General features: G+C 45.6%; 10 protein-coding genes. 5 read left to right on the top strand and 5 right to left on the bottom strand.

All coding sequences use genetic code 11. From position 1 onward, the window contains the following. Positions 1-172: 172 nt before the first annotated feature. The 3 genes from H8705_RS12740 to H8705_RS12730 all read left to right on the top strand — a co-directional run bounded on the left by H8705_RS12740 (position 173) and on the right by H8705_RS12730 (position 2,772). Positions 173-574, top strand: coding sequence for a cupin (locus H8705_RS12740; RefSeq protein ID WP_262396171.1), 402 nt, complete (start codon positions 173-175; stop codon positions 572-574). Between the two features lie 71 nt (positions 575-645). Next, on the top strand, positions 646-1,608 hold the full coding sequence (locus H8705_RS12735; protein WP_262396170.1) for an AEC family transporter: 963 nt from the start codon (positions 646-648) through the stop codon (positions 1,606-1,608). A gap of 171 nt (positions 1,609-1,779) precedes the next feature. Then, positions 1,780-2,772 carry a hypothetical protein gene (locus H8705_RS12730; RefSeq protein WP_262396169.1) on the top strand — a complete coding sequence of 331 codons (993 nt, stop codon included), beginning with the start codon at positions 1,780-1,782 and terminating at the stop codon, positions 2,770-2,772. Between the two features lie 58 nt (positions 2,773-2,830). Here H8705_RS12730 and H8705_RS12725 read toward each other — a convergent pair whose 3' ends face one another. Together H8705_RS12725 and H8705_RS12720 are read right to left on the bottom strand one after the other, a co-directional pair. Then, on the bottom strand, positions 2,831-4,162 hold the full coding sequence (locus H8705_RS12725; RefSeq protein ID WP_262396168.1) for an MATE family efflux transporter: 1,332 nt from the start codon (positions 4,160-4,162) through the stop codon (positions 2,831-2,833). 52 nt (positions 4,163-4,214) lie between these two features. Continuing rightward, positions 4,215-6,164 (bottom strand): fructose-1,6-bisphosphatase, encoded by a 1,950-nt coding sequence (locus tag H8705_RS12720; RefSeq protein ID WP_262396174.1) that lies wholly within the window; start codon positions 6,162-6,164, stop codon positions 4,215-4,217. Between the two features lie 391 nt (positions 6,165-6,555). Here H8705_RS12720 and mscL point away from each other — a divergent pair, with 391 nt between their 5' ends. Then, positions 6,556-6,975 (top strand): large-conductance mechanosensitive channel protein MscL, encoded by a 420-nt coding sequence (gene mscL, locus H8705_RS12715; protein WP_262396167.1) that lies wholly within the window; start codon positions 6,556-6,558, stop codon positions 6,973-6,975. A 225-nt stretch (positions 6,976-7,200) separates the two neighbouring features. Beyond that, positions 7,201-7,986 carry an SDR family oxidoreductase gene (locus H8705_RS12710; protein ID WP_262396166.1) on the top strand — a complete coding sequence of 262 codons (786 nt, stop codon included), beginning with the start codon at positions 7,201-7,203 and terminating at the stop codon, positions 7,984-7,986. A gap of 53 nt (positions 7,987-8,039) precedes the next feature. Here the strand turns inward: H8705_RS12710 and H8705_RS12705 are convergent, their stop codons facing one another. Genes H8705_RS12705 through H8705_RS12695 form a run of 3 tightly spaced genes read right to left on the bottom strand, consistent with a single transcriptional unit; the run spans position 8,040 to position 10,856 of the window. Then, complete coding sequence (locus tag H8705_RS12705; RefSeq protein ID WP_262396165.1) at positions 8,040-8,423, bottom strand: VOC family protein; 384 nt, start codon at positions 8,421-8,423, stop codon at positions 8,040-8,042. Between the two features lie 59 nt (positions 8,424-8,482). Then, positions 8,483-10,102, bottom strand: a complete 1,620-nt coding sequence (locus tag H8705_RS12700) for a WG repeat-containing protein (RefSeq protein ID WP_262396164.1) — start codon at positions 10,100-10,102, stop codon at positions 8,483-8,485. Between the two features lie 31 nt (positions 10,103-10,133). After that, a complete protein-coding gene (locus H8705_RS12695) occupies positions 10,134-10,856 on the bottom strand; it encodes a hypothetical protein (protein ID WP_262396163.1) in 723 nt (240 codons plus the stop codon).

Genomic DNA, 10,856 nt, shown 5'->3' with positions numbered 1-10,856 from the left:
TACAGTGGGATGTATTGACGGCGGGTGGAATTGTAACGATCATCCCTGTATGTATTATGTTCTTCTTCGCTCAGAAGAGACTGGTGGAAGGGTTAACCGCTGGTGCTGTCAAAGGATAAGCTGTTTTATATAACTGTACTGCGGCTTTAAATATGAAATTGGAGGGTCAAAAATGAAGATTTTAGAGTACGCTTATGAAGGCGAAGGATTAACCAGGGTGTTTGAAAATGAAAAATGGATGGTAGGCATCAAAAATTGGAAACCGGCAAACGATATTTCCGGGATCGACTGTCTGGAACGTCACAATAAAACCGATGAACTGTTCGTACTGTTGGAGGGCAGCTGTGTACTCTTGTATGCGGATGATACCTGCTGCAGCCTGGATATCAAGGCGGTTGACATGGAACCTAACAAGGTTTATAATATCCCTGCAACGCTATGGCACAATACGGTAACCAAGAAAGACACCAAATTAATTCTTATAGAGGATTCTTCTACTGGCGCTGATAACAGCGACGTCATGCCGCTGACTCCGGAACAGATCGCCAAAGTAAAAGAGATCGCTACCAGATAAAATTTGCTTGTGAAAGGCGGAGCTTGTTCTCCGCCTTTTTTTTTGTTTTATTTACCATAGGAGGGATACCTTTGGATATTGAAATTACAGTACTTCGGGATCAGATGATCATGTTCTTTATCTTTATTCTGTGCGGTTTTCTAGGGGTGAAGATAAAGCTGATCACCCGGGAAATGCTGGATGGACTGGCGAAATTGATTTTATCTATTATCATGCCTTGCATGTATCTGTCCATCCTGCCCAACGCAGTAAGTCCTAACAGCGCCTCTATGCTCCTGTATATGATTCCCGGCGGATTTTTGCTCTACGCTTTTTTTATTCTTCTTGGTATCCTGTTGGCCTTTCTCCTGCGGCTCAAAGGGGACCAACGCAATATTCATATCGCCCAAACCTGTCTTCTCAACGCCGCCTTTTTCGGCATCCCTCTGGCGGGCGCCCTGTTGGGGCCGGAGGGAACCTTAGCGATCTCCCTGTTTACTGTGGTGGACAGCATTGCCGTATGGACTTTCGGTGTGATCATGGCCACCGGGAGCCAACGCAAGCTAGATGGGAAGAGCGAGTTTTCCCTCTCTTTCGCACTGAAAAAGCTGTGCAATCCCTGCACTATTTCTGTGGCTGTGGGATTGGTGCTGCTGCTTCTTAAAGTTCCAGTGGACAATGTTCCCATGCAGGCGCTGTCCTCCATCGGAGGCTGTACGAAATCTCTGGCAATGGTTTATATCGGGGGCACCATCGCATTTATGGATCTGAAGGGGATTACCAAAGCATGGCCGGCCTTCTCCATTGTTATTGTACGTATGATCGGCGCGCCCCTTTTCATTAACTGGCTGCTCAATCACCTTCCCTGGGAGCTTCCCTCCATGGTGGTTCAGGCGTTTACCCTGCTTAGCTGTTTGCCGGCTATCGCCAGTTATCCTCTGATTGCAAAGCAAAACGGCTCGGACGCCGCGGAATATTCTTCCCAGATAGTGATGGTCACCACCTTATGCTGTCTGGTAACCATCCCGCTGGTTTCCATCCTGACTCAATCCTAAATAGAAAGGCCTGGATCTATGATCCGGCCTTTTTTATTTTTGTGAGAGTTGTGTGCATCATTTTGGAAAAATCAGGTCACCTTATATATGACCGGTTCAATTATCCAAATTATGTAATATATGTAATTTTTTATACATATTGTATATTAATTTTTTAATGGAGGTTTTTGTATGAAAAAAATAATAGCCCTCATGCTGGCCTGTCTTATGATGCTGTCCGGGATCAGTGTGTTTGCAGCGGATACTACTACGCACACCAGCAAACTGGGAGCCGCTTGGGTAGATAAATCAAATATTGGTACAGGAGGCACGCAAACTTATGAAACGGTACCCAACAAAACGGTATATTTCGAAATCGACACTGTCAAAGGAGAAGCGGATATCGGCGCCACCGCATCAAAATCTGTTAACTCTATTCTTTCCGACAGTACCGCCTTTAAATTTACTGCTAAAAAAGGAAAAAATTCTCAGCTGATCAAATCTATAAAGCTGGTAGACAAAAAGATTTCCGATGTTACTGGCAGCGGTCAGGGCAGAAAAACCTATTTGGCGGTGGAGTTGGGAAGCGTGAATACCGATAAGGAATACGCGGTGGAATTTACCGCTACCTTCCGGGCGGTAAAAAATCTTTCTATCACCGTTCCAAAGGGTACAAAATTTGCAGGTACCGGCAAACTGTATGTAAAAAATGATGAGATCACCGGGAACACCACTCTCTCCGTAGGAGTAGACGCCATGGTTAAACCGGAAGAAAACGAAGACAATGAGGTTATCTGGGAAAGTTCTACCAACGAGGTAGCCCGCCTTACTTTCAAATCTTCTTCTAACCCGGAGGCGTTTTCCGCCAAACTTTCCACTAAATGGACAGTAGCTTTAGCCAATAAGTTTGCCGATACCAACGCAGTAATCCGCCGTTTTTCCGGCGGTACGGTCGACGCCACCTCCCGTCCTTCCCTCTACCTTGACAATCCTTTTTCCAGCAAGGTAAAAACCGATAGGATCAAGATTTATTCCGTGGACAGTAAAGGAGTTATTACTGATGTAACTAAATCCTTCACCCATCTTTCCGCGACAAAAAGCCCCAGCGGAGAAGATTGCTTCCGCATTCGTACCCGTACCTTGGGAACCTATATTATTTCTGACAAAGCTATTAAGTTAAAATAAAGTATAAAACCCCTCTCATAAAAACCTCCCCGGTTAAATAACCGGGGAGGTTTTCTATTTATTCTTCTAAAAGAGTTTTCGTTTTCCATATTCCTTTTTTCCAGCGGAGGATAAAGATGACCGCTCGCAGGCATTCATCACACGCCATACCGATCCAAATCCCCGCCAGTCCCAAATCAAACACCGAGCTTAGCAGCCATCCTATGCCAACGCCGGTGCACCAGGCGGAGATAACACATACAACAATAGGAAAAATAATATCCCCGGAGGCCTGCAATGATCGGACAAACACCAGATTAGCCGCCCGCCCAAGTTCCAGAGCGATTTCAATTCCCATAATCGTTCTTCCCAAAGCGATCACCTGGGGGTCTGAAGTAAACAGGCTGAAAATCTGAGAGCTGAAAATAAATAGCAAAGAAGAAACTACCAGGGTAATCAGCAGCGCCATCTTAAAAGTCTGTCTTACCTGCCGGTCGGTGTTCTCCGTATCCTTCGCCCCCATCAAATATCCCACCAGTACCTGCGCCGCCTGAGAAACCGCCGACGCAAACATATAGGATACCGTGGCAAAGATACTCACATATACCTTTGTTGTGATCACCGCCAGTCCCAGTCGATTGGTCAGGCTTTGGATACAGATTTGGGCCGAGTTGTATGAGATTGATTCGCCTCCCGCAGGAAGACCGATGGATAAAAGACGTTTACACATTTTCTTTGGAAAGGGGCGCAAAAATTTTAAGGAAATAGGTGTATTAAACCGCCGACGAAACATAAAGATGATAACGATTACTCCCACCAGTCGGCTTAAATCACTGGAAATAGCTGCTCCCGCTATGCGAAATCGCGGAATCAGCAGGGCATTTCCGCCAATATTGATCAGATTTACAATAAGGGAAAGAAACATGATCTCCTTCATCATCGCATTGCTCCGGAAAATGGCCGAAAAAGTCAAAAACAATGCTTGTAAAAAAAGTCCTGCACTGATAATACTGATATAAGTACCCGTTTCCTTTAAAAGTTCTGCAGGTATCCTCATTAAAGAGAAAATCTGGGGATGAAACGCAATCAGTATTCCACTGATCACCAAGCTGAACACCAGGTTCATCATCACTGCTAGGGTGTAAATTTCAGACAGCGCGCTGAAGTTTTTCGATCCGATATACTGGGATACTAAAATAGTCGTAGCCAAACTAACAATGCTGAAAGTAATAATCAGCACGTTTAAGATCTGATTGGCATTGCCGATAGCGGCAACCGAATTTTGTGAATAACGGCTGATCATCATCTGATCCACATTACCAATCATCATCTGAAGCAAAAGCTCGATAAAAATCGGCCAGGTCAGGCGAAATAAATACCGGGTATCGTACGTAGCTTGCCCTTCACTCATACAGCATCACCATAAAACATTAAATTTTCCTTTTGATTGGATAAGCGCGGGGTTATACATTATGATTTTCTTTGATATCCCCCATTTTATACGCTAACAGAAGCCATTTTAAATCTTCAATATTCGCCCGAAGCAATTCCCCTGTGTCGGTTTCCGCCACTTTGATACGAGTATCTGCCCGCTCAAAAACCACAGAGGTAGAAACAATATCCTTATTATGTTCAATCGCATCTTTTACCCCGTCAAACGGTTCATGGGAGGAAAGACGAATACCATAGGAATTGTAAATCAAGGTATATCCGGCAATTCCGGTGGTAGGCTGATAGGCCCGACAAAAGCCTCCATCGATAACAATCAGCTTTCCCTGTGCCTTGACTGGATTTTCCCCTTGTTTGGTTTTTACCGGCACATGTCCGTTAATAATATGAGAATATTGTCCTTCCAGTCCAAACTCTTTTAAAATTCTAAGACAGACTTCCTTTTTCATCGCATGGCGGTAGTAAGGATTTTTCGTCTCGGTCCAGGCGCTTTCCTCTGGCACCAGCATCCGCTCGAAGGTGGCGATTTTATCGCGTCCAAACAAGGGAGAATTTTTTCCGCACCATAAAAACCATAAAAAATCTTTCCCAAACTGTTTTTCCGGGGTCCCCCCTTTGGCGTAGTATCCCTGGCGGGCAACCGCTTCCGCATGGTCCATCAATGCCTTGCCGCTGAGTTTTTCCCCCTGCAGCTCAAACTCGGCAAAACTGCCGTCCTCTTCCATAGGGATACAGCCATGGTACAGCAAATTCCCATTAAAGCATTTATATAAACCGCCCTTGGAATATAAAAATTTGATGTGTTTTTGCAGTTTTTCACTGCGCTGAAAGCCGGCCTTGAGCTGCTCCATGAGACGGACTTCGTCCTCCCGCAGAAGATAAGGGGCGTTTTGATCGACAGTAGGAAAATCTGTATCTGAAAGAGGATATTCTTTTCCGTCTATTTTTACCGTCCCTTTCTTGTAATCAATCTTGTCCAGCAGCAATCGGTCCTGCATATGGAACTGAGGATTCCGCAAAATCAACTGTCCCTCCAGCTTAAACTGAATAATCGCGATAGCCTTGTGCATCTTTGCCGCCAGTTCCAGATCTTTGGGACTATAGGTCACATTATTATTGACAATCTTTGTAGCGAAACAGGAGGTATCCACATTCTGGTACACCTCATTGGCAAACAGCGCCAAGGGCCGCAGGCTGATTCCATATCCTGTTTCGATAACCTCCAGATTATTATAGGTGATGGAGTTGTTAAGCACCGTTGCAATACAGGTACGGCTGCCGGTAGCGGCGCCCATCCACAAAACATCGTGGTTGCCCCATTGAATATCCACCGAATGGTGTCCCATCAGGCAATCCATGATAATATCTGCCCGAGGCCCCCGGTCAAAAATGTCCCCTACAATATGCAAATGATCCACGATTAACCGTTTAATAGTATCGCACAAGGCAATGATAACATCCTTCGCGCACTCGATATGAATAATCGTGGAGATAATATTTGTATAGTATTCCTTTTTATTAAACATCCCAATATTGGTATTGAGAAGTTCATCAATAATATATCCATAGTTTTGCGGCAGCGCTTTCCTTACCTTGGAACGGGTATATTTGGAGGCTACCAGGCGGCAGATATCCACCAGACGGTTCAAAGTGACTTTATACCAATTTCCTAGTTCCTCTGCGCTTACCGCCGCTTCTTCCGCCTCTTCCAATTTTTCATGGGGATAATATATCAGGGTCGCAAGATCGGCCCGTTCCCCTTTTGTCATGCTGTCTGAATAAAGCAAATCTACTTTTTCCTTAATGGCGCCGGACGCGTTATTCAAGATATGTAAAAACGCTTCATGCTCCCCATGAATATCAGACATAAAATGTTCTGTTCCCTTGGGAAGGTTTAAAATCGCCTGCAGATTGATAATTTCACTGGACGCCGATTGTACGGTAGGATACTGCTTCGCCAGCATCTGTAAATAGCGCAGGCCATTTCCTTTTTCGTTGGCATAGGTTTCCAAATAAACAATCCTCCTTCTGCTTATAAATTTACTGCCTCCAGATTTCCCATGCTCCCAGAGGACTTTTTCTCCCATAAAACTTCCTTCTAAGGCGGCCTTCCGGCTTATTTCATCACCGGTCAACAGCTCTGGGCACATTATCCCATGGTTAAGCTTCGGTTGCAATAATTTTTTCCGCTTTCTTTTTTGGTTTTTCCTTTTTTATTAATTTAATACAACTTTTACCGTTTTTTCTTCCCCCTCTCAGTCACTTTTCCCCTTTTTGAGTTGACAAGCCCTTATATTTTTTCTATACTTTTGTTGCAGCAGCCGATTGCTGTTTTATGTAAGGAGGAAGTTTATAATGAAAGATAAAACCAAGAGTTTTTGGGGAGAATTTAAAACTTTTATTTCCCGCGGCAACGTAATGGATATGGCTGTGGGCGTGATTATCGGTACCGCCTTCACCGCTATTGTCAGTTCCTTGGTGAAAGATGTAATTATGCCTTTTATCGGCTGGCTGATCGGGGGACTGAATTTCGAGGCCTTCAAAGTGGTGCTGGAGCCTGCCCAGGGAGAAATCCCGGAAGTTTCCATTCTTTACGGAAGCTTTATTCAGCAGATTGTCAATTTCCTAATCATTGCCTTTGTTGTATTTATGATGGTCAGACTGATAAATTCTTTTCATCGTAAAAAGAAGGAAGACGCGCCGTCCGAGCCGGCCGCTCCTCCGGCGGACATTCAGCTCCTAACAGAAATTCGGGACTTGCTCAAAGAAAAATAATCCTCCCTGTGGAAATACTGCCCGGCGGTCCATGTGAAAAGCTGGCCAAAGCTTGTCTTTGGCTGGCTTTTTTGGGAATATGAGAGCTTCTTTCGTTGACAAATATTGCCGTAAGTGGTATATTATCAACTGTAAGATGTATAGTTTTTGCTGTGTGAAAATCACCGGCAAGCTTCTTGTCCGGAGGGTTTACATAAATTATTCTATTATCGAGGTGACTGTAGCATGGGATTTGAAAACAAAGTAGCAATCGTAACCGGCGGCGCTATGGGAAACGGCTTGGGCATTGTTAAGGTATTAGCCGAAAAAGGCGCAAAAATTTCTATCCTCGACTATTCGGACACGGTAGAAACTACCGTCAGTGATCTGAAAAAGCAGGGGTACGATGTGATTGGCTTTAAGGTGGATATCCGCAACAAGCCGGAGGTAAAAAAATGCGTAGACGCCACCTTTGAAAAGTTTGGCAGACTGGACATTCTGGTCAACAATGCCGGTGTGTTAAAATGCGAGCCCTTTTTGGAAATGAGCGACGAGCTGCGGGATTTCCATTTGGACGTCAATGTAAAAGGCCCCTGGAATGTCACCCAATGCGCTTTGCCCTATATGATTAAAAACCATTATGGCCGGGTAGTGACCATTTCTTCTGTTACCGGTGAGTATGTTGGCGACGCAGGCGATATGGCATATGGCACCAGCAAAGCCGCCTTAATCGGCTTCGCTAAATGTCTGGCGATGGAAGTAGCGGACAAAGGAATCACTTCCAATGTGCTCTGTCCCGGTTACATTCTCACTCCTATGGTGGAGCAGCTGGCCAAGGACACAAACCCTGACGATCCGGAGAGCGTACTCAAAATTTACGCAGAGGGTATGCCTGTACAGCGGCTGGGACGTCCTGCCGATATTGGTCACCTGGTAGCTTTTCTTGCCAGTGAAGAAGCCGGCTTTATCACCGGTGCTTCTATCGTAATCGACGGCGGCTGTATCCTTCCCGAAACAAAAGCGGCAGAATAAATATGTGAAATAAAGAGCCCAGCAGTTTTCACGCTGCTGGGCCTTTTCTTTTTTTAAACCGTAAGCTCAATGCGATTTCCATCCGGGTCGGCCACACAACTTTCATAATAGCCATCCCCCGTAGTACGGGCGGCGCTGAGCAGCTCATAACCGTCACCGGTAATCAGAGCGGTCAGCCGGTCCACTTCCTCTTTACTGCCCAGGCTGAAAGCCAGATGGGTTAGCCCCACACGGTACACCTCCTGTACCGCTGGAGCAAGTTCGGGCAAACTCATAATTTCCAGACGGGTCTCCCCGGAAAACTGGATAAAGTAGCTGGACATACCCGTACGGGGATTGTGATACTTATTGTTGGGCACCCCGGCAAAATAACGCACATAAAACTCTTTCATCTCTTCCAGTTGAGCGCTGTATACGGCTATATGTTCTATTTTCATGTTGTCCCTCACCATCCTGTAGATTAATTGCTATATATATTCCTTCAAATAAAATTCTTTTAGTATTTATCCATCACAGGCATTACAAATTTCGCCAGGCAGTATTTGCTTCTTCCCTCTGGATCCGTATACTGGGCGGCAAACACCATAGTTTCTGGATTATATGCGGTCACGTCGGTAAACACCGTAGAAAGCACTACCTCCCCGTCCCGGTCGATCAAGCAGATCTTTCCATTGAGTTTTACGATGGCAGTATCCCCGGCAAACCGGTCTGCATCCTCAAATTTCGGCTGAATCACAAACTGCCCCTTATTGTCGATATACCCCCATTTTTCATCCGGGGTAAGCACCAGGTTATAATCGTTTTGCTGACTGGCAAAAACGATATAGTTGTCTGTGGGCAGGATCATATTCCCTGCGGTATCAATGATTCCTGCGGAAAACGGACCGTCCGTTCCTTCTATTGTAAGATACCCTTCCTCCAGGTTGGTATCCGCGCTTTCTACCGCGGTATCGTAAACAGGTTCCAGCACCACATTTCCCTGACGGTCGATGGCTCCGAATTTTCCGCCTTCTTCAATACTGGCGTAATAGCGGCCGAAACGTCCAATAAAATCATACTTAGGTTCTACCAGCAGCTGCCCGCTGGAAAGATCGGTGGCCACACCCCATTGATCCCCTTTCATAAAACTGGCGCTGGGCGTCTGTTCCTGTCCATCCTCTGCGGTGAAAGGGCCATAATAGTAAATATCGTCCCACTGGGCGTCAAAGGCGACTTCACCGTTAGAATCTAGAATCCCTTTTTTATTGTTCTGGGTAAATACCGCATAATCTCCCGAAAAATAATCAATATCGTCATAGACCGGAGCAAGAATGGTTTCTCCATAACTGTCCAGGATACCAAATTTTCCGCCTGTACTGTAAACCACCCGGTCCTTTTTTGTATAAGATACGCGCACTTCATCGCACGCTACATTTTTGATAGGTTTTAAGTCTTTATCGTAAAACTGGAGCACTCCGTTTTTTAAGCTGGCGTAGGTACCGTCCAGCTCGTCAAACTCGTAGCCGCTGCCCCGGTCTCCCAGTTCCAAAACCTGTTCCCCCTGATCGTTCACCAGATAGTTTTTATCCTGCTTAGTCACCTCAAACAGGGTTCCATCCTCATTGGCCGGCCAAGCATACTCGTATTCAAAAGGCACCACTTGGTTCCCATCCAGATCCACCACCCCATATTTTCCTTCTTTTTTCAGGGTGATATAACCATATCGCGCTCCCCAGCCATCTTCATTGTCATCATAAATATAATCAGAGAGTAATTCCCCTTCCGGAGAAAAGATTGCTACTTTCCCGTCTTGTTTTGCCTGGAAATAATCCATCTGCAAAAATCCCCGAAAGCCGCCCCGGTTGAGGGGACATTCCATGTCATATTGCGCAGGAGTCAGGGCGATCACCTCATACCCTTCTTCCGAAGTAGCCAACACCTCCGGCAAGGCTAACGCGTCCTGCGTAGCCTCCGGGGACTTGGGAAGATTGTCTGTATCCACTTGGGGACGCTGGGTCTGAGAGGAGCCGGAGACAGTTTCCTGCGCAGCAGAGGAACTTTCCCCCGGCGCTTCTTCCTGTCCGCAGCCGGTAAACAGCAAAATCAATGTCAATAAAAGAGCGAATACTTTTTTCATAATTTCTCCTATCCGCTGTCATAATCTTTTTCTATTTCAAAAGCAGTATGGCAGCTAACTCTTTGTCCGAGTTCTGATCGTCTACCAAGGTAATCTTGTATATATAAAGTGTCGCTTTTGGGGCGCTTTCCTGCGGTTTTCCTGTGGTGACTGTGATCTTTTCTCCCACTTCAATATAAGTAAGCTCAGGTGAAATCTCTGGTATTTCCGTCGGTTCTTCCGAAAGCTGCTCATATCGGTAGTTAGTAATATTGAAAAACTCCCCGTCTTCCAAAGTACCTGGTACCGCTCCAAAAATTTCGTTCAGCCGCGGCTGTATCCCTTCCAGAAGAGAAAACATTTCGGAAAGGGTCAGCTTTGGATTCTCTTGTTCTCCTAAATTAATTTTCCCCGCATAGTAGAGCATATACTCCCCTGGGCGGTTGGTTTGTTTATCATAGGTCACATACCACATCCGGCCTTTGGTATCCGAGCTCTTCTCCCAAAAAGAAATAGTCGTGCTCATCGGCTGATTGCTGGTAATATTGACCGCCTCTACATAAAATTCTCCCTGCGGGTCGATTTTTTCCTTTATCTGTGCGATCGCCGCCTCAGAGAAAACCCCTTGTTCTCCATCTACATTTAATATAAATTCATTAGGAAACAGTTTCCCCAGCACCGGACGCAGAACCAAGACCAATATCGCGGTAAGGGCCAGCGCCAGCACACATCTGGCAGTGGTATTTGCCCAAAGAGATTTCATTTTTTCCTTCAT

Origin of the sequence: Youxingia wuxianensis, assembly GCF_014385085.1 — a bacterium.
In the GTDB taxonomy this organism is placed as follows: Bacteria; Bacillota; Clostridia; order Oscillospirales; family Ruminococcaceae; genus Youxingia; species Youxingia wuxianensis.
Note: the sequence above shows the minus strand (reverse complement) of the source record. Positions and strands in the feature narration are given on the sequence as shown.

Coding starts and splice junctions, on each gene's coding strand:
- H8705_RS12740 (WP_262396171.1), top strand. CDS start 173: ATGAAGATTTTAGAGTACGCTTATGAAGGCGAAGGATTAACCAGGGTG.
- H8705_RS12730 (WP_262396169.1), top strand. CDS start 1,780: ATGAAAAAAATAATAGCCCTCATGCTGGCCTGTCTTATGATGCTGTCC.
- H8705_RS12705 (WP_262396165.1), bottom strand. CDS start 8,423: ATGAAAATAGAACATATAGCCGTATACAGCGCTCAACTGGAAGAGATG.
- H8705_RS12710 (WP_262396166.1), top strand. CDS start 7,201: ATGGGATTTGAAAACAAAGTAGCAATCGTAACCGGCGGCGCTATGGGA.
- H8705_RS12700 (WP_262396164.1), bottom strand. CDS start 10,102: ATGAAAAAAGTATTCGCTCTTTTATTGACATTGATTTTGCTGTTTACC.
- H8705_RS12725 (WP_262396168.1), bottom strand. CDS start 4,162: ATGAGTGAAGGGCAAGCTACGTACGATACCCGGTATTTATTTCGCCTG.
- H8705_RS12720 (WP_262396174.1), bottom strand. CDS start 6,164: ATGCTGGCGAAGCAGTATCCTACCGTACAATCGGCGTCCAGTGAAATT.
- H8705_RS12695 (WP_262396163.1), bottom strand. CDS start 10,856: ATGAAGGAAAAAATGAAATCTCTTTGGGCAAATACCACTGCCAGATGT.
- mscL (WP_262396167.1), top strand. CDS start 6,556: ATGAAAGATAAAACCAAGAGTTTTTGGGGAGAATTTAAAACTTTTATT.